26 protein-coding genes are annotated in these 25,278 nt (G+C 63.5%); 18 read left to right on the top strand and 8 right to left on the bottom strand.

Features of this window, described 5'->3' with window-relative positions:
- The first annotated feature begins 13 nt into the window (after positions 1-13).
- The gene (radC, locus tag VB672_RS21255) at positions 14-700 is read left to right on the top strand and encodes a RadC family protein (protein WP_329786215.1); all 687 of its coding nucleotides are present in this window, start codon (positions 14-16) and stop codon (positions 698-700) included.
- A 434-nt stretch (positions 701-1,134) separates the two neighbouring features.
- Positions 1,135-1,605: a PRC-barrel domain-containing protein gene (locus VB672_RS21250; protein ID WP_329786214.1), complete on the top strand. Its 471-nt coding sequence runs from the start codon at positions 1,135-1,137 to the stop codon at positions 1,603-1,605.
- Positions 1,606-1,652: 47 nt separating this feature from the next.
- Here VB672_RS21250 and VB672_RS21245 read toward each other — a convergent pair whose 3' ends face one another.
- Together VB672_RS21245 and VB672_RS21240 are read right to left on the bottom strand one after the other, a co-directional pair.
- On the bottom strand, positions 1,653-2,249 hold the full coding sequence (locus tag VB672_RS21245; protein WP_329786213.1) for an exopolysaccharide biosynthesis protein: 597 nt from the start codon (positions 2,247-2,249) through the stop codon (positions 1,653-1,655).
- Between the two features lie 84 nt (positions 2,250-2,333).
- Positions 2,334-2,603: an usg protein gene (locus VB672_RS21240; protein ID WP_329786212.1), complete on the bottom strand. Its 270-nt coding sequence runs from the start codon at positions 2,601-2,603 to the stop codon at positions 2,334-2,336.
- Between the two features lie 257 nt (positions 2,604-2,860).
- Between VB672_RS21240 and VB672_RS21235 the strand changes: the two genes are divergently transcribed.
- On the top strand, positions 2,861-3,709 hold the full coding sequence (locus tag VB672_RS21235; protein ID WP_329786211.1) for a methionyl-tRNA formyltransferase: 849 nt from the start codon (positions 2,861-2,863) through the stop codon (positions 3,707-3,709).
- A gap of 184 nt (positions 3,710-3,893) precedes the next feature.
- On the opposite strand, the gene VB672_RS21230 is transcribed toward VB672_RS21235, so the two are convergent.
- Complete coding sequence (locus tag VB672_RS21230) at positions 3,894-6,158, bottom strand: PAS domain-containing sensor histidine kinase (RefSeq protein WP_329786210.1); 2,265 nt, start codon at positions 6,156-6,158, stop codon at positions 3,894-3,896.
- 628 nt (positions 6,159-6,786) lie between these two features.
- Complete coding sequence (locus VB672_RS21225) at positions 6,787-7,314, bottom strand: flavin reductase family protein (protein WP_329786209.1); 528 nt, start codon at positions 7,312-7,314, stop codon at positions 6,787-6,789.
- A gap of 301 nt (positions 7,315-7,615) precedes the next feature.
- On the opposite strand from VB672_RS21225, the gene VB672_RS21220 reads away from it, so the two are divergent.
- The 7 genes from VB672_RS21220 (at position 7,616) to VB672_RS21190 (ending at position 13,956) form a co-directional block, all read left to right on the top strand.
- The gene (locus VB672_RS21220) at positions 7,616-8,536 is read left to right on the top strand and encodes a branched-chain amino acid ABC transporter permease (RefSeq protein WP_329786208.1); all 921 of its coding nucleotides are present in this window, start codon (positions 7,616-7,618) and stop codon (positions 8,534-8,536) included.
- A gap of 15 nt (positions 8,537-8,551) precedes the next feature.
- Positions 8,552-9,964 carry a high-affinity branched-chain amino acid ABC transporter permease LivM gene (livM, locus tag VB672_RS21215; RefSeq protein ID WP_329786207.1) on the top strand — a complete coding sequence of 471 codons (1,413 nt, stop codon included), beginning with the start codon at positions 8,552-8,554 and terminating at the stop codon, positions 9,962-9,964.
- Positions 9,964-10,806, top strand: coding sequence for an ABC transporter ATP-binding protein (locus tag VB672_RS21210; RefSeq protein WP_329786206.1), 843 nt, complete (start codon positions 9,964-9,966; stop codon positions 10,804-10,806). The genes livM and VB672_RS21210 overlap by 1 nt, the downstream gene beginning before the upstream one ends.
- On the top strand, positions 10,803-11,576 hold the full coding sequence (locus tag VB672_RS21205; RefSeq protein WP_329786205.1) for an ABC transporter ATP-binding protein: 774 nt from the start codon (positions 10,803-10,805) through the stop codon (positions 11,574-11,576). The genes VB672_RS21210 and VB672_RS21205 overlap by 4 nt, the downstream gene beginning before the upstream one ends.
- Positions 11,576-11,938, top strand: coding sequence for a DUF6867 family protein (locus VB672_RS21200; RefSeq protein ID WP_329786204.1), 363 nt, complete (start codon positions 11,576-11,578; stop codon positions 11,936-11,938). Before VB672_RS21205 ends, VB672_RS21200 begins: the two co-directional genes overlap by 1 nt.
- 241 nt (positions 11,939-12,179) lie before the next feature.
- The gene (locus VB672_RS21195) at positions 12,180-13,307 is read left to right on the top strand and encodes a branched-chain amino acid ABC transporter substrate-binding protein (RefSeq protein WP_329786203.1); all 1,128 of its coding nucleotides are present in this window, start codon (positions 12,180-12,182) and stop codon (positions 13,305-13,307) included.
- A 262-nt stretch (positions 13,308-13,569) separates the two neighbouring features.
- Positions 13,570-13,956: an ACT domain-containing protein gene (locus VB672_RS21190; protein ID WP_329786202.1), complete on the top strand. Its 387-nt coding sequence runs from the start codon at positions 13,570-13,572 to the stop codon at positions 13,954-13,956.
- Here the strand turns inward: VB672_RS21190 and VB672_RS21185 are convergent, their stop codons facing one another.
- Positions 13,957-14,424: a DUF1203 domain-containing protein gene (locus VB672_RS21185; protein ID WP_329786201.1), complete on the bottom strand. Its 468-nt coding sequence runs from the start codon at positions 14,422-14,424 to the stop codon at positions 13,957-13,959.
- Positions 14,425-14,493: 69 nt separating this feature from the next.
- Positions 14,494-15,222, bottom strand: coding sequence for a cytochrome c biogenesis CcdA family protein (locus VB672_RS21180; RefSeq protein WP_329786200.1), 729 nt, complete (start codon positions 15,220-15,222; stop codon positions 14,494-14,496).
- A 95-nt stretch (positions 15,223-15,317) separates the two neighbouring features.
- On the opposite strand from VB672_RS21180, the gene VB672_RS21175 reads away from it, so the two are divergent.
- Positions 15,318-16,319, top strand: a complete 1,002-nt coding sequence (locus tag VB672_RS21175; protein ID WP_329786199.1) for a P1 family peptidase — start codon at positions 15,318-15,320, stop codon at positions 16,317-16,319.
- Here the strand turns inward: VB672_RS21175 and VB672_RS21170 are convergent.
- Positions 16,316-17,557, bottom strand: coding sequence for an NAD(P)/FAD-dependent oxidoreductase (locus tag VB672_RS21170; protein WP_329786198.1), 1,242 nt, complete (start codon positions 17,555-17,557; stop codon positions 16,316-16,318). The two genes, VB672_RS21175 and VB672_RS21170, sit on opposite strands and share 4 nt — an antisense overlap.
- A gap of 218 nt (positions 17,558-17,775) precedes the next feature.
- Here VB672_RS21170 and rpe point away from each other — a divergent pair, with 218 nt between their 5' ends.
- From rpe to VB672_RS21140, 6 genes are all read left to right on the top strand, one after another.
- Positions 17,776-18,447, top strand: coding sequence for a ribulose-phosphate 3-epimerase (gene rpe, locus VB672_RS21165; RefSeq protein ID WP_329786197.1), 672 nt, complete (start codon positions 17,776-17,778; stop codon positions 18,445-18,447).
- A gap of 17 nt (positions 18,448-18,464) precedes the next feature.
- Positions 18,465-18,797, top strand: coding sequence for a hypothetical protein (locus VB672_RS21160; protein WP_329786196.1), 333 nt, complete (start codon positions 18,465-18,467; stop codon positions 18,795-18,797).
- Positions 18,798-18,909: 112 nt separating this feature from the next.
- Positions 18,910-20,223, top strand: a complete 1,314-nt coding sequence (gene purB, locus VB672_RS21155; RefSeq protein ID WP_329786195.1) for an adenylosuccinate lyase — start codon at positions 18,910-18,912, stop codon at positions 20,221-20,223.
- Between the two features lie 185 nt (positions 20,224-20,408).
- On the top strand, positions 20,409-21,662 hold the full coding sequence (locus tag VB672_RS21150) for a cyclopropane-fatty-acyl-phospholipid synthase family protein (RefSeq protein ID WP_329786267.1): 1,254 nt from the start codon (positions 20,409-20,411) through the stop codon (positions 21,660-21,662).
- A 31-nt stretch (positions 21,663-21,693) separates the two neighbouring features.
- Positions 21,694-22,245 (top strand): RBBP9/YdeN family alpha/beta hydrolase, encoded by a 552-nt coding sequence (locus tag VB672_RS21145; protein ID WP_329786194.1) that lies wholly within the window; start codon positions 21,694-21,696, stop codon positions 22,243-22,245.
- 103 nt (positions 22,246-22,348) lie between these two features.
- Positions 22,349-22,930, top strand: coding sequence for a Spy/CpxP family protein refolding chaperone (locus tag VB672_RS21140; RefSeq protein ID WP_329786193.1), 582 nt, complete (start codon positions 22,349-22,351; stop codon positions 22,928-22,930).
- A 66-nt stretch (positions 22,931-22,996) separates the two neighbouring features.
- On the opposite strand, the gene rpsD is transcribed toward VB672_RS21140, so the two are convergent.
- A complete protein-coding gene (gene rpsD / locus VB672_RS21135) occupies positions 22,997-23,614 on the bottom strand; it encodes a 30S ribosomal protein S4 (RefSeq protein WP_329786192.1) in 618 nt (205 codons plus the stop codon).
- 373 nt (positions 23,615-23,987) lie between these two features.
- Here rpsD and VB672_RS21130 point away from each other — a divergent pair, with 373 nt between their 5' ends.
- Positions 23,988-25,178: a calcium-binding protein gene (locus tag VB672_RS21130; RefSeq protein WP_329786191.1), complete on the top strand. Its 1,191-nt coding sequence runs from the start codon at positions 23,988-23,990 to the stop codon at positions 25,176-25,178.
- Positions 25,179-25,278: the final 100 nt, after the last annotated feature.

Genomic DNA, 25,278 nt, shown 5'->3' with positions numbered 1-25,278 from the left:
CGACGGGATGGGCATGAGCGGCGACGGGACTCCCCATTATCACGGCCATCGCGACCGGCTGCGCGCCCGCTTCATGGAATTGGGCGGGGAGGCGCTGCCGGATTACGAGCTGCTGGAACTCGTTCTCTTCCGGTCCATTCCACGCCGGGACGTGAAGCCCATTGCCAAGGAGCTCATGAAGCGCTTCGGCACCTTCGCCGAGGTGCTTGCGGCCTCTCCGGCCCGCCTCATGGAGGTCGATGGGATCGGCGAGAACGTCGTCACGGATCTGAAGATCATGGAAGCCTCGGCCCGGCGGCTCGCCAGGGGCGAGGTGGCGAAACGTCCGGTCCTGTCCTCGTGGACCTCCGTGATCGATTATTGCCGGGCCGCCATGGCCTTCATGGACAAGGAGCAGTTCCGGCTCCTCTTCCTCGACAAGCGCAACGCGCTCATCGCCGACGAGGTGCAGCAATCAGGCACGGTCGACCACGCCCCGGTTTATCCGCGTGAGGTGGTCAAACGGGCCCTTGAGCTCTCGGCTTCCGCTCTGATCCTCGTGCACAACCATCCCTCCGGCGATCCGACCCCCTCCTCCGCCGATATCAAAATGACCCGCGAGATCATCGACATCGCCAAGCCGCTCGGGATCACCGTCCACGATCACATTATTGTCGGCCGCGAGGGCCACGCCAGCTTGAAGGGTCTGAAGCTGATTTGAGGTCCGTTGAGTAGGCAGCTGTTCAGGGCTTACGGCTGTCCGTTCCTGAAGAAGCGCCTCTCTAGACGAGAGGCGCTGAACTAGGCGAAAGCAGTGCGGGACTGATCCTTCAGCTTTATCAGCCGCTGCCTTACTGGGTGGTGCCCCAGGAGAAGGCATAAGCGCCCGTAGACAATGCGACCGGTGCTGCAGCAAGCGCGACGGTCAACCCGACGATCCGTAGAAAATTGCTCATCAGGATTCTCCTTTGCGAGACCAGCACATGCTGGCACCACTGTTATATAGTTACTCTGAAATCGTGCAAGTGCGCTGTCTCACATGGCCGATGGCCATGCTGGCTTGAAGCCCCTGCTCATCTGTGAGCTTGGCCACAGAACCGAGTTGCTCCCGTTGCGTTAGATCCTTGTCGAAAACACAAATGGGAGATTGAACCTATGAGAAGGACTTTGATCACGGCTGGCCTGTTCGGCTCGGCCCTGCTCGCCTCTGCCGCCATGGCCCAGACCTCGCCGGCGCCGGCCACTCAGCCGAATGCCTCCGGAGCGGCCAACTTCATCACCCGGCTCGAGCCGGGCCAGATGCTCGCCTCGAAGATCATGGATGAGGACGCGGTCGGCGCCGACAACAAGGACATCGGCGATATCGAGGATCTCGTGCTGGACCGCAGCGGCCGCGTCGTCGCGGTCGTCGTCGAGGTGGACGAGGGCTTAGGCGACCGCACCGTGGCCCTGCCCCTGAGCGCGATCCAGATGAATGCCGCCGACGCGTCGACGACCGGATCCGTCCAGGGCTCCGGACAGACGGGCGGCGCATCCGCCGGACGGAATGACGATCTGCGGATCGTCGTGACCACGCCCGTGGATCAGCTCAAATCCGCGCCCGAGTTCGACGACGACAACGATTAAGCGGGAGCAAGCCCGCGGCTGCTCGTCCTGGGCGGCCGCGGGCAGCCTTAAATGAGCGTCTCGATCCCGGTGAAGATCGCGTAGACGAAGCCGAGGCTCAGGGTCAGGCCGATGGAGCCGATCAGCAGGCCCCCCGCTACCACCAGGCCATCGCGCTCGACGAGGCCCAGCCCGACAAGACAGACGGCAAGGCCTAGAGGAATCTGCCCCACGAAAGGTGGCGCAAAGAGAAGTCCCAAGGCCAATACCAGGACCACCGCACCCATGATGCGCATCGCGACGGGCGTATCGAGGAAGGTCATCCGGGGGCGAGAGATCCGCTCCAGCCGGCGGAAGGCCGGCATGGCGCGTCCGACCGCACGCTCGACATCGGTGCGGGCAACGGACCGGTTCAGGAGTTGACGCGGGAGCCAGGGCGCTTCCCTGCCGAAGACGATCTGAATGGCGACGAGCGCCAGGAGCAGGCCGCAGACCAGCGGGATCGGCGGAGGCATGGGAAGGCAGTTCGGCAGGCCGAGCAGGACGATCAGGAGGGCGAAGGCCCTGTCCTGGAGCACGGCCATGATCTCGCGCACGGTCAGGCGCTCGCCTGGCTGGGAGGCAAGGGCGAGCAGGATCTGAGAAGTGCGCGCGTTGGAAAACAAGGAGCCCTGGCAGGTTCGGGGATGCTCAAGGGCGCCTCTCTACCTGACTTAAGGTCCGGGGCCAAGGCTTTGGACCCCAAGCTCTCAGTGAATGTTGATTTCTCCCTGAATGGCTTGGAACTCTGCGGGTTTGATCAGTTGCGCATGGGTGATCGTGACCGAGTGCAAAGGGCCGGCAAGCTCGCGCTTCCAGAAATCGAGAAAGTCGATGAGGACCGGAAAACGAGGGGCCAGATCATATTCCTGCCAGATATAGGTCTGCAGGAAGGTCGGGTGATCCGGCATGCGGTAGAGGATCTTGGCGGTCGTCAGCCCGTAGCCTTCCATCTGGCGGATGAAGTCCTTGGATACCATGCGAACTCCTTCTCTCAAGCTCCAGCTAGCCTTACCGACAGGTGTCCGCCCCGATGGCACAGGCGGGTTTCCTGCCCTATGCTCAAGGCTAAATCTTGAGTGCACTTTGAAGTTCCAGCAAGGGGATCGGCTTGCACATCCACGCGATCTTGCATGGATGACGGGAGCATCGTCGATGCGGAAGGCCAGTCGCCTTCCCGGCAGGATGCGCTAGAAGAGAGCCTGCGCGGAAACATCGGATAAGGAGATCACCGGGAATGCGCTTTGCCTTCGCCGGAATTGATTTTCTCGGAGATGTTTTCGAGACGTTGCTCGCCCAGGGCTGGGAGCCGGTCAAACTCTTCAGCCGGCCCTGCGATGGCATCTACGATTTCAACGATGCGACGGTCGCCCGCGCCCGCGCCATGAAGCTGCCCATCCAGATGTCGCGGATCCTGCCTGCCGACTTGGCGGGGCTGAGAGCCTCCCGTTGCGAGGCCCTGGTGGTGGCGGGGTATCCTTGGCTGATCACGGGTTGGGAGCGCCACCTGTCCTATGCCATCAATTTCCACCCGTCCCCTCTGCCCATAGGACGGGGGCCCTACCCGCTCTTCCAGGCCATCCTCGACGGTTTTCCCGAATGGGGCGTGACCGCCCACATGCTCGAGCCTGCCTTCGATACGGGCGCGATCGTGGCCCAGAAGCGGTTTCCCTTAAGCGGCACGGACACGCACGATACCCTGCTCGCCAAGTGCCAGATCGCGGCCAAGGAAATAGCCCTGCAACTGGCCGACGATCTCCCCAGGCTCTGCGCCGAGGCAACACCCCAGGGGGCTGGGACCTACTGGCCCCGCATCACGCAGGCCCAGCGGACCGTCGACTGGACAGGAGGGATCCGGGACGTGCTGCGCACCATCCGGGCCTTCGGCTCGATCGAAGCCTTCGCCCAAATCGATTCCCGCTACGTCTATGTGTGGGAAGCCGCCGGCTGGGAGGAGCCGCACCGCTACCGGCCGGGAACTCTCGTCCACAGGCACCGCAGGCACATGGTCGTTGCCGCACGCGACGGCTTCGTCCAGGTCACGGGCTGGAGCCCCTATGCTCCTGGGCCGGCAAGAGGAAAGTAAATCCCTCCCCGGGGCAACGGCTTTAGCGTCGGCGCTTCACCATCTTCCAGGCCTGGCGAAGGATGAGGAGGTTTCTGATCAGCTTGAACATAGGGATCTCCTTGAAAGGGCTCTTACCTTTCAAGGATGGTCGCCGCCCAAGGGTTCCAACCGGACGGGCTCGGCCGAGCAACCGACGCTTGGCTCAGGCCAGGGGAGCATCCACGGTGCAGACGATGCCAGTGGGACGAAACGCGATGCGAGCATTCCCATTGAGTTCCTGGGACAGGCTCCGCTCGATCAGCCGGGAGCCGAAGCCCCGACGGCTCGGCGCCTGAACCGGCGGGCCTCCGCTCTCCTCCCAGCGCAGATGAAGGCGGGAAACGGGTGGGGCGGCTTCGACGTCCCAGGTGATCCTGATCTCCCCCGTGGGGTTCGCGAGCGCGCCGTATTTCACGGCGTTGGTGGCAAGCTCCTGAAGGGCCATGGCAAGCGCCAGCGCCATGCGCGGCGGCAAGCGGATCTCGGGCCCGCTCAGATGCAGGCGATTCTCGCCTTGGCTCGCGTAAGGAGCAACCGCCTGGGCGACGATCTCCCTGAGTTCGGCACCTTCCCAGCTCTCTCGCGTCAGCACGTCGTGAGCACGAGCCAAAGCGATCAAGCGTCCTTCCAGGGCATCCTTGGCTTCACGCGTGCTGGGAGCATTGCGAAGGGTCTGAGAAGCGATTGATTGAACGGTGGCCAGGGTGTTCTTGACCCGGTGGTTCAGCTCGTGGATCAGCAGGGTGCGTTGCTCTTCCGCCTGCCTGCGGTCCGTGATGTCGCGCTGGATCCCCCAGAGCCGCTTCAGCTGACCGTCTTCGACGATCCCGGTCATGCTGTTCTCGAAGTACTTCTGGCTCCCGGCGGCGTCCCGCTCGACGGATTCGACGCCTGCCATGCTGTAGCCTGAGCGAATGACCTCAGTGAGGAACGCCCGTGCCTCCGGACTGGCGGACGGCAGCGGGAACTCGAGCGTCCTGCCGATCAGATCCTCGGCCCGTGCGAGACCGTACATTGCTGCCATCGCATCATTGCACTCGACGAAGCGCCCGTTGCGGTAAGCGAGCTCAACCTGCTCCTCCACCGGCAGGGAGATGTCGAGGGGAGGATCGAACTCCAGAAGCCAGATGCCCTCCGAACTGTGTGCGATGAAGGTGCGATAGCGCTCCTCGCTCTGGCGCAGGGCTGCCTCCGCGTCTTTTTCTGCCGTCACATCCCATTGTGCGCCCAGAGAACGAACGAAACGCCCGTTGGCGTCACGGATGAGCTTCGTCCGGGCGGTGATCCAGCGCATCCCGCCCGTGTCGGCGCGGAAGATCCGGAATTCATAGTCGAGCTGGCGACGGGCAGGATCGGCGACGGCGATCCGCGTTTCCGCCTCGATCCGGGGTCGGTCCTCCGGATGCACGAGGGCCAGCCAATCCTCATACGAGAAGAAGCCTGAGAGATTTTCAGGCAATCCGTACAGTTCCAGGTACTCCGGCGACGCAATGGCCTTGTTGGTTCTCCGGTCGAACTCGAAGCTGCCGATCCTCGCAGCCTCCTGAACCTGCCGGAGACGCTCCTCGCTCTCGCCGCGCGCCACCTCGGCCGACTTACGTTCTGTGATGTCGTCGAAGAGAACCGCGACGTGACGATGCTCCGGATCGCCGATCCGATAGGCGAAAACCTCGTACCAGCGACCCAGGGGGCCCGCCTCATGCTCGAAGCGCACCGGCTCCCCGGTCAGGGCGACGCGACCGTAGATCTCGAACCAGTAATCCTCATGCTGCGGGCGGAGGGAGCGCATGCTTTTGCCCACGACGTCATGCAGGCTGGTCTGTGTCGCGAAAACAGGATTGGTCTCGACGAAGATGTAATCCACCGGGCGGTTCTGCTCATCGAAGATCATTTCGACGATGCAGAAGCCCTGGTCGAGGGCCTCGAAGAGAGCGCGATAGCGCATCCCGGTCTCGCGGAGCGTCGCCTCCTTGCTGTCGCGCAGGGCGCCCTCGGTGAGGATCTGGTTCGTCGTTTCCGTCGCGGCGCAATAGAAACCGGCGATGCCGCCCGTCTCGTTCCGGATCGGCGTCCAGGAGAAGGTGAACCAGCTCATGGGCCGACCGGCGCGGCCTGCCAAGGCAATCGGGCGGTCGACAAAATGCTGCGCCTCGCCGGCCATCGTGGCGGCGATGATCGGTTGGTATTCGTCCCAGATTTCGGGCCACACCCTTTCGTAGGGCTTCCCCAGGGCCGCCGGGTGCTTGGTGCCGAGGATCGGCACATAACTGTCGTTGTAGAGCGACGTACACTCTGCTCCCCAGCCGATATAGGCCGGCTGCTGGGAGGCGAGCATGAGATCGACAAGGGTCCGGAGGCTTTGCGGCCAAATCTCGATCGGCCCCAGGGGCGTGGCAGCCCAGTCGTAGGTTCGAATGCGCTCTCCCATCTCACCATCGATCGACGGCCAGTGGGAGCGTTCAGAAACCTGAGGGGCGACCGCCTCTCGGCGCTTTGAATGCTGGGGAGGCATCCCTTCCAAAGCGCCTTCGGTCATGGGATCGGTGCCTCAAGGCGAATGCCCGGTATGGTGCCGATTGGACAGGAGCGCACCCGATGAGCCATCCCTGAGGCCAAGAAAAAGGCTGATCTGGTCGGGCTTGCAGACATCCCCTGCCTCGTGGCTCGCCGCGGTTGGTCGCGATGCAATCCGGCAAATAAGGCCGATGGGAATGTGATCAAGGGACAGACGGATTCCTTGTCGGACAAGCGTTGCTGCAGCGGCAATCCTGTTGCAGGACAAGAGTTCCAGCCGTACAGGGAACCAATCTTCCTCTGCGGCATTGTTCCATCACGAAGGCCAATGCCCCCAGGTCTTCGAGACCCTCAAAGCCCTTCACCGCCCCCGTGAAGGGCTTTTTCTTTGACCTAACGGAAATCCCGCGGCCCAGCTGAAACCGTCTGCTGTCCGGATCATTGCCTATCCGGAGGCTACCTGTTGGCCTTCAGGACCGGGAGGCCTCCTCATCTGTCGGCGACGGCGGGTGGGGAGGCCTTTCTGCGCTGTCCACAGGTTTTCAAAGCGTGTGGTAATGCCGCTCCTGATAAACCAAGGCCGGCTTCTGCTCGCCGAGGCGGATGCGGACGACTTCACCGATGATGACATGGTGGGTCGCGACCACCCGCGCGTCGCTGATGCGGCAGTCGAAGGATACGAGGCTCGTTCCCAGGACAGGTGAGCCCGTCGCGAGCGTCTCCCAGTCCCCATAAGCGAAGCGGTCTTGGCCCTGGATCCCGGTGCGCCCCGAGAACACGGCCGCCAGATCGCGGTCGGCGGCGCTCAGGACGTTCACGCAGAAGACCCGGTTGGCCAAAAGCGCCTGGGCGGAGCGGGCCGCCGTGTTGACGCAGACCAGCAGCGACGCCGGGCTGTCGGTGACGGTGGTGACCGCCGTCGCCGTAAAGCCGGCGCGCCCGGCCGCGCCGTCGGTGGTGACCACGTGAACGGCGCCGGCAACGCGGCTCATCCCCTCGCGAAAGAGAACGGGATCGAGACCGGGGGCACCCTTGGCGGCTGGATTGGGAGTGGCTTGAGACTTCAACATTCTGATCCGGACGAGCCTCTTCCACTCTTTCAGGCAGAGCACAAGGCTGTACAGACCCATATGGCCCCTGGCCTTATCCTTTGGAAGCGGTAGGCAGAACGGGACTTGCCCAGTATTGCATCGACCCTTGCCGCTTATTCCATCATAAGGGGTAATAGGAAACTTAACAGAAAGTTGTCGAACGGAAATCCGTTTGCTAGAGACACCAGCATCTTACGTCAGGCTTGGCGTTGCTTAGGCATCGTGCTTTCCTGCGGTGTTTCCCAAGAATGACCCCGTTCCAGAGGGGCAAGGGTAGGACATGGAAATCTTTGTGCAGCAGCTCATCAATGGGCTGACTCTGGGGTCGATCTACGGCCTCATCGCCATCGGCTATACGATGGTCTTCGGTATCATCGGCATGGTGAACTTCGCCCACGGCGACGTCTTCATGCTCTCCGCTTTCATTTCGCTCATTTTCTTCCTGATCCTGACCACATGGCTCGGGATCTCGTCCGTCGCGCTGGCGCTCCTGATCGTGCTCGTGGTCGCGATGGCGCTCACCTCCCTGTGGGGCTGGGCCATCGAGCGGATCGCCTACCGCCCCCTGCGCGGCTCGTTCCGCCTGGCGCCGCTGATCTCGGCCATCGGCGTCTCGATCTTCCTGTCCAACTTCGTCCAGGTGGCGCAAGGAGCGCGCAACAAGCCGACCCCGCCGATGGTCCAGGACGTGATCGTCCTGTTCCAGGGGGCCAGCGGCTACAACGTCGCCCTCTCCTACAAGCAGGTCATCATCATGGTGGTGACCGCGGTGCTGCTGACGATCTTCTGGTATCTCGTCCAGAAGACCTCCCTGGGCCGTGCCCAGCGCGCCTGCGAGCAGGACCGCAAGATGGCCGCGCTGCTCGGCATCAACGTGGACCGGACGATTTCCCTGACCTTCGTCATCGGCGCCGCCCTCGCGTCGGTCGCCGGCACCATGTATCTGCTGTATTATGGCGTGGTGAGCTTCAACGACGGTTTCGTGCCTGGCGTGAAGGCCTTCACGGCAGCGGTCCTTGGCGGCATCGGCTCGCTCCCGGGAGCCGTTCTGGGCGGGCTGATCATCGGCCTCATCGAGACCTTCTGGTCGGCCTATTTCTCGATCGAGTACAAGGATGTGGCCGCGTTCTCGATCCTTGCCATCGTCCTGATCTTCATGCCCTCCGGTATCCTCGGACGGCCTGAGGTCGAGAAGGTCTAAGGAGCCTTAGCAGCCATGAACGCTCCTTCCATCACCACCGCGGGCCAAACCCAGGCCGTGACGCGGAAATTCGACCTGGGCGCGGCCCTCAAGGACTCCGTCAAAACCGCGCTCATCACCCTGGGTCTCTCGATCCCGATCCTGTCCTACAGGACCGATCAGGCCGGGGCCGATCTGTTCCTCACCCCGCGCTGGGGTCTGGTGGCGATCGTCTGCGCCATCGTGTTCGGCCTGCGCATGGTTCTCCACGCCTTCACGGCGTCGAAGGCCTATCGCCAGGCCACGCCCAGCGCGCACCAGGCGACGGAGGCGGTCCACGCGGAACCAAGCGCGTTCCAGCATGTTTCGAAGTTCGCCATTCCGTTCTTCCTCGGGGTGGCGGTCGCCTTCCCGTTCCTGATCTACCTGATCCAGGGCGGATTGAACGAGTCCCGCTACTGGGTCGATCTCGGCATCCTGATCCTCACCTACGTGATGCTCGGATGGGGCCTGAACATCGTGGTGGGCCTCGCCGGCCTGCTCGATCTGGGCTACGTGGCCTTCTACGCGGTCGGAGCCTATTCCTACGCCCTGCTCTCGACCACCTTCGGCCTGTCGTTCTGGATCTGCCTGCCGCTCGCCGGCATCCTGGCTGCCTTCTGGGGCATGATCCTCGGCTTCCCGGTGCTGCGCCTGCGCGGCGACTATCTGGCCATCGTGACGCTGGCCTTCGGTGAGATCATCCGCCTCGTCCTCATCAACTGGGTGGACCTGACCAATGGCGGCGCCGGCATCTCGTCGATCCCGCGCGCGACCTTCTTCGGCCTGCCCTTCACGGCGGGCGAAGGCGGGTTCGCGGCGACCTTCGGGCTCGAATTCAACGGCATGCACCGGATGATCTTCCTCTATTACCTGATCCTGGTGCTGGCGCTGATCACCAACTTCGTGACCATGCGCCTGCGCAAGCTGCCCGTGGGCCGCGCCTGGGAGGCCCTTCGCGAAGACGAGATCGCCTGTCGGTCGCTCGGCATCAACACCACCAACACTAAGCTGACGGCCTTTGCCATCGGGGCCATGTTCGGCGGCTTCGCCGGCTCGTTCTTCGCGGTCCGCCAGGGCTTCGTCTCCCCGGAGAGCTTCAACTTCCTGGAATCGGCGATCATCCTGGCCATCGTGGTGCTCGGCGGCATGGGCTCGCAGATCGGCGTGGCGATTGCCGCCATCGTGCTGGTCGGCGGCCCCGAGATCCTGCGCAACCTGACCTTCCTCCAATCGATCTTCGGTTCGGGATTCGACCCGAACGAGTACCGCCTGCTCCTCTTCGGCGTGGGCATGGTGGCCATGATGGTGTGGCGTCCGCGCGGCCTGATCTCGGAACGTGAACCCTCGGTGATCTTGAAAGAGCGCAAGGCCATTTCCGGCTCGCTCGTGAAGGAAGGACACGGCTAATGCGCTGGCTGCAGGATCCCATCCTCGACGTACAGCATCTCACGATGCGCTTCGGCGGCCTCGTGGCCGTCAACGACCTCTCCTTCAAGGCCGGGCGCGGCGACATCACCGCCCTCATCGGCCCCAACGGCGCAGGCAAGACCACGGTCTTCAACTGCATCACCGGCTTCTACAAGCCGACGGAAGGCATGGTCGCCCTGCGCAAGCCCGACGGCTCGCACCTGCTCCTGGAGCGGCTGCCGGGTTACGACATCAACTGGAAGGGCAAGGTCGCCCGTACCTTCCAGAACATCCGCCTGTTCTCCGGTATGACCGTGCTGGAGAACCTGTTGGTGGCCCAGCACAACCCGCTGATGATCGCCTCGGGCTTCACCTTCCTCGGTGTCCTCGGCATCGGCGGCTACCGCAAGGCCGAGAAGGAGGCAATCGAGAAGGCCAAGTTCTGGCTGGAGAAGGCTCGCCTGATCCACCGGGCCGACGACCCGGCCGGCGACCTGCCCTACGGTGATCAGCGCCGCCTGGAGATCGCCCGGGCCATGTGCACCGACCCGCTGCTGCTCTGCCTCGACGAGCCGGCGGCCGGCCTCAACCCGCGCGAGTCCCACGAACTCAACGAACTCCTCCTGTCGATCCGCAGGGATCAGGGCACCTCGATCCTGCTGATCGAGCACGACATGTCGGTGGTGATGGAGATTTCGGACCACGTGGTGGTGCTGGATTACGGCGTCAAGATTTCGGACGGCTCGCCTTCCGAGGTCAGGAACGACCCCAAGGTCATCGCCGCCTATCTCGGCGTGGCTGACGATGAGATCGAGAAGGTTGAAGCGGAGATCGGCGCATGAGCACCGCTGGAACGAACATCGCGATGCAAGGCCAGGCCTCACCTGCCCGCCAGCCGCTTCTGAGCGTCCGGGGCGTGAAGACCTTTTATGGCAATATCATCGCCCTCAAAGGCGTGGACATGGACGTCCATGAGGGCGAGATCGTCACCCTGATCGGCGCCAACGGGGCCGGCAAGTCGACCCTGATGATGACGATTTTCGGCAATCCGCGGGCTCGCGAAGGCAAGATCACCTATGCGGGTCAGGACATCACCAAGATGCCGACCCACGAGATCGCCCGCCTGTCGATCGCCCAGTCCCCCGAAGGCCGGCGCATCTTCCCGCGCATGACGGTGTTCGAGAACCTTCAGATGGGTGCGTCCATGAACAACATGGCGTATTTCGACCAGGATCTCGAACGGGTCTGCACCCTGTTCCCGCGCCTGAAGGAGCGCCTGCAGCAGCGCGGCGGCACCCTGTCGGGCGGCGAGCAGCAGATGCTGGCCATCGCCCGGGCGCTCATGAGCCGGCCGAAGCTCCTCCTCCTGGACGAGCCGTCGCTGGGCCTGGCGCCCCTGATCGTGAAGCAGATCTTCCAGATCATCAAAGAGCTGAACGAGAAGGACGGCATGACCGTCTTCCTCGTGGAGCAGAACGCCTACCACGCCCTCAAGCTGGCCCATCGCGGATATGTGATGGTGACGGGAAACATCACCATGAGCGGCTCGGGCAAGGAACTTCTCGAAAATCCGCAGGTTCGGGCAGCCTATCTCGAAGGGGGGCATCACTGATGCAGGGCATCCTCTACGAAGAGCCGTCGTTCTGGCTCTTCCTTCTCATCACCGTGATCATGGGCGGCTGGGCCGCCTGGATGACCGGGCGGGCCATCGCGCTGACCTGGCGGCCGTTCTGGACCCTGATCCTCTATCTGTTCATCCTCGGCGCGGCGGTGCGGTTCATCCACTTCGCCCTGTTCGAGGGGACGCTGCTGTCGGTCCACTACTATGCGATCGACACCATCGTGCTGCTGATCATCGGAGCACTGGGTTTCCAGTACCGCCGGGCCCGGATGATGACCACGCAATATCGCTGGCTCTACGAGCGGACCGGCCCGTTCTCCTGGCGGGAAAAGCCGTCTGCCGCCAAGGGCTAGCGCATCGTGCGGAAAGCTGGTTCCGGCTTTCCGTACCAAACGATGCGCTGCTTTAAAAAGGCGAAGCATCGGATTGATCCCAAAAGTGGTTTCCACTTTTGGGTCCGATGCTCCGGCTCAAAAGATTCCCAGGTGACATCCGCTCAAAAACCAGCATGATGTAACCTTGGATGACGGGTCTACCGTCAAACCGGCCCCACGAGGAAGAGGGGCCTATAAAACCACCCAGAGGAGTGACCTCATGAAAAAAATGCTGTTGACCGGCGTGGCGCTTGGTCTTGGCCTCGCCTTCTCCAGCGCTGCCAGCGCCCAGATCAAGATCGGCGTTGCTGGCCCCATCACCGGCCCGAACGCGGCTTTCGGCGCCCAGCTGAAGAACGGCGTCGAGCAGGCCGTCGAGGACATCAACGCGGCCGGTGGCATCAATGGCCAGAAGCTGCAGATCGTCGTCGGCGACGACGTGTCCGACCCCAAGCAGGGCGTGTCCGTGGCGAACAAGTTCGCCGCTGAAGGCGTGAAGTTCGTCGTCGGCCACTTCAACTCCGGCGTTTCGATCCCGGCCTCTCAGGTCTACGAGGAAGCCGGAATCGTCCAGATCACCCCGGCCTCGACAAACCCGCAGTTCACCGAGCGCGGCATGTGGAACACCTTCCGCACCTGCGGTCGCGACGACCAGCAGGGCGCCGTTGCCGGCGCCTACCTCGCCGACAAGTTCAAGGGCAAGAAGGTCGCCGTCGTCCACGACAAGACCCCCTACGGCAAGGGCCTCGCCGACGAGACCCAGAAGGCCATGAACTCCAAGGGCCTGAAGGAGGTCGTCTATGAAGGCGTGAACCCGGGCGAGAAGGACTACTCCGCTCTCGTGTCCAAGCTGAAGCAGGCCGGCGTCGACGTGGTCTACTTCGGCGGCCTCCACACGGAAGCCGGCCTCATCATCCGCCAGATGCGCGACCAGGGCCTCCAGGCTCCGATGATGTCGGGTGACGGCATCGTGTCGGCCGAGTTCGTCTCGATCGCCGGCCCCGGCGCCGACGGCACCCTGATGACCTTCTCGCCGGATCCGCGCAAGAACCCGAACGCGAAGGACGTGGTGGCCAAGTTCAAGGCCAAGAACTACGAGCCGGAAGCCTACACGCTCTACAGCTACGCGGCCGCCCAGATCCTGGCCGAAGCTGCCAAGCAGTCCGGCGGCACTGACGGCAAGAAGATTGCCGACGTGATGAAGTCGGGCAAGCCGTTCAAGACCGTCATCGGCGATATCTCCTACGACAAGAAGGGCGATATCACCCGTCCGGACTACATCATGTATGTCTGGAAGAAGGGTGCCGACGGCAAGATCGACTACACCGGCAACGAACTCGCCATGTAATCGACCGGCCTGAGAGCCGAACGATCAGACCCGCCCTGGCGACAGGGCGGGTTTTCTTATGGAAATCCTTGCCCGGGCTCCAGCCAAAATATACCCAGGGCCTTCGGCCTTCCATGGGTACAACTTGGACGTCATGGCCGGGCTTGTCCCGGCCATCTCGATCAGAAAAGAGCTGAGCCTCAAGTAATCGGGATCACCGGCACAAGGCCGGTGATGACTAAGGACGTGAGTTTCCGGCCAGCTTCTCAGGAGGTCCTTGACCATGCTCGCTCTCACCCTGTCCCTGCTCCAGGACACCTACGCCGTCTGCCGCTTCCCGTCCGGCACGCCGGTTGCGGCTCCCTCGTCGGGATCGTTTTCGCTTCTCGTCCAAGCGGCCGAGGAGACGACTCTCGTCTGCCCTCTCGCTCAAGCCCCGATCGGGGCCGAAATCGATGCGGGCTGGCGCTGCTTTCGCATCCTGCAGACGTTCGACTTCAGCATTCCGGGGATCCTGGCCTCCGTCCTGACCCCGCTGGCTCAGGCCGGCATCGGCATCTTCGCTACGTCCACGTTCAGTACCGACTACGTGCTGGTGAAGGCAGGCGACACGGAAAAGGCCGTGGCGGCGCTCCGGGCTGCGGGGCATGCGGTCGGGGATGAGGCCTGATCAGGCTCTTTCGATCCGGGCCGCGAAGCAGCCCCGCCGGGCGAAATGGGCGTCGATATGCGCCACCTGGGGATCGGCGAGGAACCGCTCGATCACCTGCAGCACCTCCGCGCCCTCGGCCACTTCGGCATCGACGATGAAGGCCTCGCCATCGTAGGCGCGCAGGGACAGGAGCCTGTCCCGCAGCATGGGTGCCAGTTCGCCCTGGTAGGTTCCGGTCTTTGCCGAACGGCTGACGAAGATCGGCCCGGCCGCGCGATAGGGCGACGTGAGGGTCGTCTGATGAGCGTGGTTGAGCAGCAGAAGCTCCTCGCCGACGGCGACCCGGGTCAGCGAGATCCGGCAGGGATAGGCATCGGCCTCGTCGGAATAGACGCGCTTGGCACCGATCGCCTCAAGGTCGCCATCGGCCATCTGAAACAAGGGTGCGAAGGGTTCGGGGTTCAGGCCGCGAATTTGGAAGGACATGAACGGTCTCCGTGTGAGACCTCCAGAATGGCAAGCCCTGCTCCGCTGAACGACCCGATTCCTGTGGGACTACCCCAAACGCCCGAGCACCGGGAACGTCTCGAGCAGCCAGAACGACATGGTGGTGATCCAGCCGGTGAGGAAGGCGATGCCGGTGAGGACGAGGAGCACGCCCATGATCTTCTCGACCATGGCGAAGCGGGAGTGCATGCGCTTCAGGAGCGCCACGAAGGGCTTCATGGCGAAGGCTGCGAGCAGGAAGGGAATGCCCAGTCCCGCCGAATAGGCGGCGAGCAGCAGCGCCCCATGGGAGACGCTGTCCTCCGATCCGGCCACGGTCAGGATCGCGGCCAGGACCGGGCCGATGCAGGGCGTCCAGCCGAACGCGAAGGCGAGGCCCATCACATAGGCGCCCCAGAGCCCCACAGGCTTGGCGACGTTGAACCGGGCCTCCCGGTAGAACAGCCCGATGCGGAACAGCCCGAGGAAATGCAGGCCCATGACGATGATGGCGATGCCCGCCACCGTGCTCAGGACATCGAGATACTGCCGGATGACCTGCCCCAGGGCCGAGGCCGTCGCACCGAGCAGCACGAAAACGGTCGAGAAGCCAGCCACGAACAGCAAGGCTGCCAGAACCGCGCGCTGACGCACGGCCCGGTCGTCGCCCGCGCTCAGGCGGTCGAAGGTGGTGCCTGCGAGGAACGACAGATAAGGCGGCACCAGCGGCAGGACGCAGGGACTTAAGAAACTGATGAGACCGCCGAGCGCCGCGGCCGGATAGGAAACACTGAGCATGGAAGCCTTCTATCCTGTCGCGCTCCCACGAGAAAGGCGGTGAAGGGCCCGTTCTCCAGCTTGTGAAGGCCGGTGATTTCCGGTTTGCTTCCTTCATGACACAGCGCCGCAATCTGATCACCGACATCGCCGGCCTCCGCATCGGCAATGCGCACGATGCGACTCTTGGGTCGGGCGTCACCGTCGCCCTTTTCGACGAGCCGACCGTCGTCTCGTGCGAGGTGATGGGCGGTGCACCCGGCACCCGGGAGACGGACCTGCTCCAGCCTGACAAGATGGTACCGGGCATTCACGGCGTGGTCCTCTCCGGCGGCTCGGCCTTCGGCCTCGATGCCGCGAGCGGTGTCCAGGCTTATCTGCGCCAGCAGGGAATCGGCTTCCCCGTCGGTCCCGCCAGGGTGCCCCTGGTGTCTCAGGCGGTCTGCTTCGACCTCAACAACGGCGGCAACAAGGATTGGGGTCTCTATCCGCCCTATCGCGAGCTGGGCTTCCAGGCCGCCGAGCAGGCCGGCCTGACATTCGACCTCGGCACCTCCGGGGGCGGTTATGGCGCCACGACCGCGAACCTGAAAGGTGGGCTTGGCTCCGCCAGTGCCACGACCTCCTCCGGTCACATGGTCGGCGCGCTTGTCATCGTGAACGCCATCGCCTCCGCGGTGATCGGAGACGGTCCACATTTCTGGGCCGGTGCCCTCGAAGAAGGCAATGAGTTCGGCGGGCACGGGCACCCTGGGCGCGTCGACCCGAAGCAGCGCCGGCTTATCTGGAAAGGCGGACCGCAGCCGGCCACCACCATCGCGCTCGTAGCGACGGATGCCGTTCTGACGAAGGCCCAGGCCAAGCGCCTGGCCATCGCATCCCATGCGGGCCTCGCCCGGGGCCTGCGTTTCTCGCACGCCCTGTTCGACGGCGACACGATCTTCGCCGCCGCCACGGGCCGCAAGCCCCTCCGGGACGAGGCGGCGGAGTTCACGGAGTTGACGGCGCTCGCCGCCGACTGCCTGACCCGCGCCATCGCGCGCGGCGTCTACGAGGCGACGGCCCTGCCCTATCCGGGCGCGCAGCCGGCTTGGCGGGACAGGTTCTCGCCCGCTTAGAACCGCTCCGCCCGATACGGCTTCGGATCGACCACCGGCGTCTCGCCCGTGATCATTTCGGCCAAGAGGCGGCCCGTGATTGGGCCGAGGGTCAGGCCGTGATGGGCGTGGCCGAAACCGAACCAGAGGTTCTTGTGCTTGGGTGCCGGGCCGATGATGGGCATCATGTCCGGCGTGCACGGGCGCATGCCCATCCAGGGCTCGGGATCGACCCGCTCGCCCAGAGGGAAGAACTCCCGGGCGATCGGCTCGGCGCGCTGCAGCTGGACCGGAGTCTTCGGCGCGTCGCGATTGGCGAACTCGGCGCCCGTAGTGAGGCGGACGCCCTTCGACATGGGCGCGAGGAAATAGCCGCGGTCGAAGTCCAGAGTCGGGCGGTTGAGCACCGCATTGCCCTCGGGCTTGTAATGCATGTGATAGCCGCGCTTGACCGCGAGCGGCAGATTGTACCCGAGCTTCGTCGTCACCACGTCCGCCCAGGCGCCGAGGGCGATGACGACGGCACCGGCCTCGACCGGCCCCTTCTCCGTCTGGACACGCCAGCCGGTCGGCGTTTCCTCGAGCGTCCTGGCATCGCCTGCTGCCAATTCGCCGCCCAGGCGCTCGAACAACCCGACATAACCCATGGTCAGCATGTGCGGGTCGGAAACCGAGGTCGGATCGGTCCAATGGATGCCACCCTTCGTCTCCACCTTGAGGTGCGGCTCGCGCTCCGCAACGGCCCTGGTGTCGAGCGCATCGAAGTTGACGCCGAAATCGCGCCGGACGTCCTCCGCATCCTTGAACTGCTCGTCCCGGCTCTTCTCGTCGCGGAAGACCTTCATCCAGCCCGTCGGGCGGATCAGTTGCGTGGAGCCGGATTCCTCCGCGAGCGCCATGTGCTCGGTGACGCTGCGCTCGATGAGGGGCGCATACATCCGGGCGATCGCCTTGTGCTGGGCGGGACGGGAATGCATCCAGTACTGCCACAGGAAGGGCGCGAGCTTCGGGATCGCCGCCCAATGGTAATGAGCGTCGATGGTGTTGTTCAGGGCATAGCGCAGCAGGGCGCCGAAATCGTGCGGGAAGCCGTAAGGGTAGACGCCTTCGCGCTGAATCAGGCCCGCATTGCCGAAGGAGGTCTCCTCGCCCGGCTTGCGCCTGTCGATCAGCAGGACCGAGCGTCCACGCTTCTGCAGATGGACGGCAATCGACACGCCGACGATGCCGGCCCCAAGAACAACCACATCCTTACGCATGAAGGCTCTGCCCCATTCAAAATCGCTCCCGCACTCGGGAAGCGAGTTCGTATCCTTGTGACGAGGCCATCATTACTCCCGTTGGCTCAAGGCCGTCCACGGATTTCCTGTCGCAAACGGACCTCTCCCCAGGCAAGTGGTCTTAGACTGGTTGATACCGGACGTTCGTGGCGCAATGCCCCGTTGCGACAGCGCATGGCTCGTGCTACCGCGCCGCCATGACACGCCCGCTTCTCATCGCCCCTTCCATCCTCGCCTCCGACTTCTCCAAGCTCGGAGAGGAAATCCGCGCCATCGACGCCGCCGGCGCCGACTGGATCCACATCGACGTGATGGACGGGCATTTCGTGCCCAACATCACCATCGGCCCCGATGTGGTGAAGGCGCTGCGTCCGCATACCTCGAAGCCCTTCGACGTCCATCTGATGATCGCTCCGGTCGATCCCTATCTCGAAGCCTTCGCCAAGGCCGGCGCGGACATCATCAGCATCCACGCCGAGGCGGGACCGCACCTGCACCGCTCGCTCCAGACGATCCGCAAGCTCGGCAAGAAGGCCGGCATCGTTCTCAATCCTGGCACCCATGAGGGCTCCATCGAGCCGGTGATCGACGAGGTCGACCTGATCCTGCTGATGACGGTCAATCCGGGCTTCGGCGGGCAGGCCTTCATCCCGTCCGTGTGCACCAAGCTGCGCCGCATCAAGGAGATGGTCGGGGACCGGAACATCGATATCGAGATGGACGGCGGCGTGACGGCCGAGACCGCGCCGCTGGTCGCCGAAGCCGGAGCCAACGTGTTGGTGGCCGGCTCCGCCACCTTCAAGGGCGGCCCCTCGGCCTATGGGACCAACATCGCGGACATTCGCGAGGCAGCCGCAAAGGTGCGGTAAATCCAGGAGCAATGGCAATGACACGAGGTTCAAAACGCTTCTCAACTGCCATTGGGCTTTTGCTGCTCCTGTCGCTCCCCACTCCACTTCAGGCGAAAGACCTGACCGAGGCCGATTGCAAATCCGAGTCCATGCAAGCGGATGTCCTGGCCGCAATGAATCAGAAGCCGGTCCTTAACCCTCCTTTGAAGGTTCAGACCATCAAGCTCGCTTATCTTGAAACGGGGCGGAAGCCTTATTTCTGCGCTTATTTTGCCTACGCAGACAATCCGGACGGCTACCTGTTTGCTGTCACTCCCTTGGCCCCACGCTCAGGTAAGCGACGCTTCCAATTTGAATTTCTCGATTGAATGGTTTGATTGGCAGACACCGCTCTTTTGGATAAGGAACGGGCACCAACAGGGGCCCCATCCTGGTCTTGGGGAGACCTGATCACTGCCTTTTGCCCCTAGGAGACATGTCGTGATCCCCCGTTACAGCCGTCCCGAGATGGTGGCCATCTGGTCGCCCGAAACCAAGTTCCGCATCTGGTTCGAGATCGAGGCCCATGCCACCACGGCGCTCGCCAATCTCGGCGTCGTGCCGAAGGAGGCGGCGGAAAAGGTCTGGGAGAAGGGCTCCAAGGCCACTTTCGACGTAGAGCGGATCGACGCCATCGAGCGTGAGGTCAAGCACGACGTCATCGCCTTTCTCACGCATCTCGCCGAGATCGTCGGTCCCGAGGCCCGCTTCGTGCACCAGGGCATGACCTCGTCCGACGTGCTCGACACCACCTTCAACGTGCAGCTCGCTCGCGCCACGGATCTGTTGCTGCGCGATCTCGACGAGCTCCTCGGCGCCATCAAGCGCCGAGCCCTCGAGCACAAGATGACGCCGACCATCGGCCGCTCCCACGGCATCCATGCGGAGCCCACCACGTTCGGGCTCAAGCTCGCCCAGGCCTATGCGGAATTCGAGCGCTGCAAGGTCCGGCTGATCGAGGCCCAGCGGGAGATTTCCACCTGCGCCATCTCCGGCGCCGTCGGTACCTTCGCCAATATCGACCCGAGCGTCGAGGAGTACGTGGCCGAGCAAATGGGGCTGCAGGTCGAGCCGGTCTCGACCCAGGTCATCCCGCGCGACCGGCACGCCATGTACTTCGCAACGCTCGGGGTCATTGCGTCATCCATCGAGCGGCTGGCCACGGAAGTCCGGCACCTGCAGAGAAGCGAGGTCCTGGAGGCGGAGGAGTTCTTCTCGGCGGGTCAGAAGGGCTCGTCCGCCATGCCGCACAAGCGCAATCCGGTTCTGACCGAGAACCTGACGGGCCTTGCCCGCATGGTCCGTGCCTATGCCATGCCGGCCATGGAGAACGTGGCTCTCTGGCACGAGCGGGACATCTCGCATTCCTCCGTCGAGCGCATGATCGGCCCTGACGCCACCGTGACCCTGGACTTCGCCCTGGCGCGGCTCACCAGCGTCATCGACAAGCTCGTGGTCTATCCGGAGAACATGCAGAAGAACCTGGACCGCCTCGGCGGCCTCGTCCACTCGCAACGGGTTCTCCTGGCCCTGACCCAGAAGGGCGCGTCCCGCGAGGACGCCTATCGGCTCGTGCAACGCAACGCCATGCCCGTGTGGCGCGGCGAAGGCGACTTCCTGACCCTCCTGAAGGCCGATGCCGACGTGACGAAGTATCTGTCAGGGGACGAGATCGAGACCTGCTTCGACCTCGGCTACCACTTCAAGCATGTGGATACGATCTTCACGCGGGTCTTCGGCGCAAGCGGCGCATAGCTTGGGGACTGGAAATATTTCCGCAATGAGCAAGAATCCCCAGTAGGGCATCGGACCCAAAAGTGGAATGCACTTTTGGGCTTGATTCCGATGCCTCTCTTGAAGAGCGCATCGTCCTGTGCGGAAAACCGGGGCCACTTTTCCGCCCGATGCGCCGGGAGATCAACGGCGCGGGGGGTCTTGCCATGCTGTCGGAGAAGCTTCTCGATCTTGCATTCACGCGGGCCGTAAAACACGGCACCCTGGAGATGACAACGGCCGGAGGACACCATTTCACCTTCGGCGATGGAACCGCCCCTCAGGTTTCGATCCGCTTCATGGACGCCGCGGCTCAAATGGCCATCTGCCTTCATCCGGAGCTGAAGCTCGGTGAATTGTTTGTGGATGGCCGCCTGATCATCGAGCAGGGCACCATCCTGGATCTGCTACAGCTCCTTCTCCAGGACACGCATGGGGAACTCGACGAGCTCCCTCTCCATCGCCTGCGCCGGATCCGCGCCAGGATGATGCGCAGGGCCGAGAACAATGCGGCCCGGTCCAAGCGCAACGTCGCCCACCATTACGACCTCGACGGCCGGCTCTATTCCCTCTTCCTCGACAGCGACCGCCAATACTCCTGCGCCTATTTCGACCATCCCGACATGAGCCTCGACGAGGCGCAGACGGCGAAGAAACGGCACATCGCGGCGAAGCTGATGGTCGATCCGGGCCATAGCGTCCTCGATATCGGCTCCGGCTGGGGTGGCATGGGGCTCTACCTGGCCCAGGTTGCCGGAGCAGGCCTGGTCAAGGGCATCACGCTCTCGGGGGAGCAGCTCGAGGTCTCACGCAAACGATCGGCCACAGCCTGCCTTCAGGACCGGGTGCAGTTCGAGCTTCAGGACTACCGCACCGCGTCGGGTTCGTTCGACCGGATTGTCTCAGTCGGCATGTTCGAGCATGTGGGCCTGCCTTCCTACGACGCTTATTTTCAGACCTGCCGGAGGCTCCTGAAGGAGGATGGGGTCATGCTCCTCCACACCATCGGACGCTCGGGCATGCCCTATCCGACCAATCCCTGGATCACCAAGTACATCTTCCCTGGCGGTCACCTGCCCGTCCTGTCGGAGGTGATGCCGGCAATCGAGCGCGCAGGGCTGGTGGTGACGGATGTCGAGATCCTGCGCCTGCACTACGCCTACACGCTCAAGGCCTGGCGCGAGCGTTTCATGGCCCACCGCGAGGAGGTCCTGCGCCTGTACGATGAGCGCTTCTGCCGGATGTGGGAATGCTACCTCGCCATGTCCGAGTCCGCCTTCCGGTGGCAGGATGCGGTGGTGTTTCAAATCCAGCTCGCCCGACGAAACGATGTGGTGCCCGTGACGCGCGACTACATCGCGGAGCGAGAGGCCGCCCTGAAGCAGGCGGAGCAGAACAGGGAGTTCAAGCGCAGCGCTTGAACCGGCCTGTGCGGGCCTTTATCTCGGAGGCATGAAAACCTCCGATTGCGACATCCTCATCGTTCCTGGCTACACGAATTCCGGCGAAGACCATTGGCAGAGCCGATGGGAGCGTCAGCTCTCGACCGCTTGGCGCGTCGAGCAGGAGAACTGGGACGCTCCCAACAGGGACGCCTGGGTGGAGCGGATCGTCCGCGACGTGCAACGGGCCGAGAAGCCCGTCGTGCTCGTCGGCCACAGCCTCGGCGTTCTCGCTGTTGCTCATGCGGCGCCGCAGCTCGCAGGCGGGAAGGCTCGCGGCGCCTTCCTGGTCAGCGTGCCGGATGTGGAGAGGCCCGACTTCATCCCGGCCATCGACCGTGCCTTCGCGCCGATCCCACGCGAGCCCTTCCCCTTCCCCTCCGTACTTGTCGCCAGTCGGACCGACCCGCATTGCGACTACGCGAAGGCGGAGGACATCGCCTATGCCTGGGGTGCAGCCATCGTCGATGCGGGAGATGCCGGCCATATCAACACAGAGAGCGGGCACGGCCCCTGGCCCGAGGGCCTGATGCGCTTCGCCGGATTCCTGAAGAGACTGTGAACACCTAGACGTTTCTACATGACGAAAAGTTCATGCGGCGGTCACCTGAGCGAGAGCGGGAGCGGAGCAATCTAGTCCTATCGCCATTACGGAGGATATCCGCATGAAGACCGTTGCCACTATCGCTCTTGCCGCTCTCCTGGCCGGCACAGGCACCTACGCCGTCGCGCAGCAGACGCCCGCTCCGAATGCGCCGGCGGCTTCGCAGGATCAGGGCCGGCAGGACCGCCGTCCCCGGATGAGCCAGGACGATTTCAACCGGCTCGTGGATGCCCGCGTCGCCTCGATCAAGGCCGGCCTGAAGCTCTCCGCCGATCAGGAGCGCCTCTGGGCTCCCGTCGAGACCACCATCCGCACCACGGCGGCCGATCGCTTCGCCCGCTTCGAGCAGCGTCCGACCCGGGAGCAGCGCCAGTCCCTGGACTTCATGCAGCGCCTCGAGCGGCGCAGCACCATGAGGACCGACGGTGCGCAACGCTCGGCTGCCGTTACCACGGCCCTGCGTCCTCTCTGGGACAGCTTCAGCGAAGACCAGAAGCGGATCGCACCGCGCCTCCTGCGTGAAGCGGTCGATGTGGACGGCCCACGCTGGAATGATCGCGGCGGGCGCCGCGGCCATGGACGGGATCATCACCGCATGGGCATGCACCAGGGTGGTCCCCACGGCCCCGTGCAGCAACAGTAACGCGAGACAGCAAAAAGGCCGCCCACTGGGCGGCCTTTTCGTTTTCCGGGATCGAATATTCGCGGATTAGCGCGAATAGAACTCGATCACCAGGTTCGGCTCCATCTGCACCGGGTACGGCACTTCCGACAGGGTCGGGATGCGCGTCACGCGGGCCGTCATCTTGGAGTGATCGACCTCGATGTAGTCCGGAACGTCACGCTCGGCGAGCTGGCTTGCCACGACGACGACCTCGAGCTGCTTCGACTTCTCGCGCACCTCGATCACATCGCCGGCCTTCACCTGATAGCTCGGGATGTTCACGCGACGGCCGTTGACCTTCACGTGACCGTGGTTGACGAACTGACGGGCGGCGAAGGGGGTCGCAACGAACTTGGCGCGGTACACGACCGCGTCGAGACGGCGCTCGAGCAGGCCGACCAGGTTCTCACCGGAATCGCCCTTCTGGCGGATCGCCTCCGCATAGTAGCGGCGGAACTGCTTCTCGGTGATGTTGGCGTAGTAGCCCTTGAGCTTCTGCTTGGCGCGCAGCTGCGTGCCGAAGTCAGACATCTTGCCCTTGCGGCGCTGGCCGTGCTGGCCGGGACCATATTCGCGGCGGTTCACAGGGCTCTTCGGGCGGCCCCAGATATTCTGACCCATACGGCGGTCAAGCTTGTGCTTGGCCTGAATGCGCTTCGACATCGCTGTTCCTCTTTGTTGTCGAATTTGCGAGGAACGCGCCCTCCTCTTCCCTTCATTCCCGAGAAGACCCAAGGGGCCGCCTCGAGGGACGGGACGACAGGCCGACCGAAGCCGGGCCACGGGAGCGTAAAAAGTTACGCGGCCCGTGAGGACCGCGTGAACGGACTGCTCATATGAGGACGGGGCGCAAAAGTCAAGAACGATCGCCGGTTCGAAAGCGAGCACGTGAAGGTTTAACCGCCTGCGGCTTCTCGTCCTAATCCAACATGACCCAGAGTTACATTTAATGTTATAAAATGACACAGTCTGAACATATTCATCCTCCTATTGAGAATGCGGTTCCACGCAGAAGCTAAACAATAAAGAGGACTACATGGCTTTCTCTCTTGAAGCTCAGATGGCAGAATTCTTCGACAATAGCGGTGGCGGTGGCATTTGGTACGGAGGGACTCAACCATCTACTGGCCCGATAACTGGCGGCAACAACGGGAATACTTCATCGGACAGCCCGAGAGCCGGGCGCGGAGGGTCCGAAGGATCGAGCGGAAACGCCAGTGGGCCGAATCCAGGCACCGGCACCGGTGGCAGCGGAGGATCCGACCAGCCGAGCGATGACTTCGATTGGACCTTCCTACCAGAGGGTTCCTGGGACATCATCGGTGACGGGCTTCCTGCTCCGTGGGCGCCGTGGACTTACGCGCACCGGGAACTTCCCTGCGTCAACATCAACGGCACCTGGTATCTGGTCACCGTCGACGGAGGTTACGAGCCCATCGATGCCCGCCTCCCTCTTGATGTCTTCGACGGCATTCAGATCATCAACCAGTCTCCGCTGCCGGGCAGCCCGGAACATGATGGCTCCGATCTGATCGTCCCTCTTCCGCCATATGGGGAAGAGACGGGCGAGACGGGAAGCCAAGGCAATCAGAAGGGCCATACCTCCCTCCAGGCCGAGTCGGCACCGTCGGCAGGCTCGGTGACGGTCAAAGACACGGGCAGCGGATCACCCCAGAACGGCGGAGTCGCGGCTGGCGACAAGCCCGTCAAGACCCAAGTCCTCGAGGGCACTCACCAGAACGACACGCTTAAGACCACCATCGGCGCCGACGGACAAGGTGCCGAACTGAAGGGCCTCGGCGGCAACGATTACCTCCATGGCACGGAGGGCGCAGACCGCATGGATGGCGGAGCCGGTGATGACTGGCTCAGTGGCGATTTCGGTCACGACATCCTGTCAGGCGGAGCCGGCCACGATACATTCCGGTTCAGCGCCAAGCTGAAAGCCAGCTCGAACGTGGATCAGATCCTAGACTTCAACACGTCGGAAGACACGGTTGAGCTCAGTCACGCCATCTTCAAAGCTCTGCCTCGTGTTGGGACACTCTCGTCCGACGCATTCGTAATCGGATCGGCAGCGCAGGACAAAAGCGACCGGGTTATCTACAGCCCCGGCACTGGCGAGCTGACCTATGATCCCGATGGAACCGGCACGCAGGCCGCCACCAAATTCGCAGTCCTCTCAGCACATCTGTCCTTGAGCGCGAGTGATTTCGTGGTGATTTGATCGCCGGAACGGTCTCAGATTTTGGTGCCCGCTGCGGTGAGTTCGCAGCAGCGGGCACCGACGTTCTCCCGATAAGTCTTGAGATTGAGCCAATCACCTG

This window comes from Microvirga sp. CF3016 (assembly GCF_036314085.1).
GTDB lineage: Bacteria > Pseudomonadota > Alphaproteobacteria > Rhizobiales > Beijerinckiaceae > Microvirga.
Note: the sequence above shows the minus strand (reverse complement) of the source record. Positions and strands in the feature narration are given on the sequence as shown.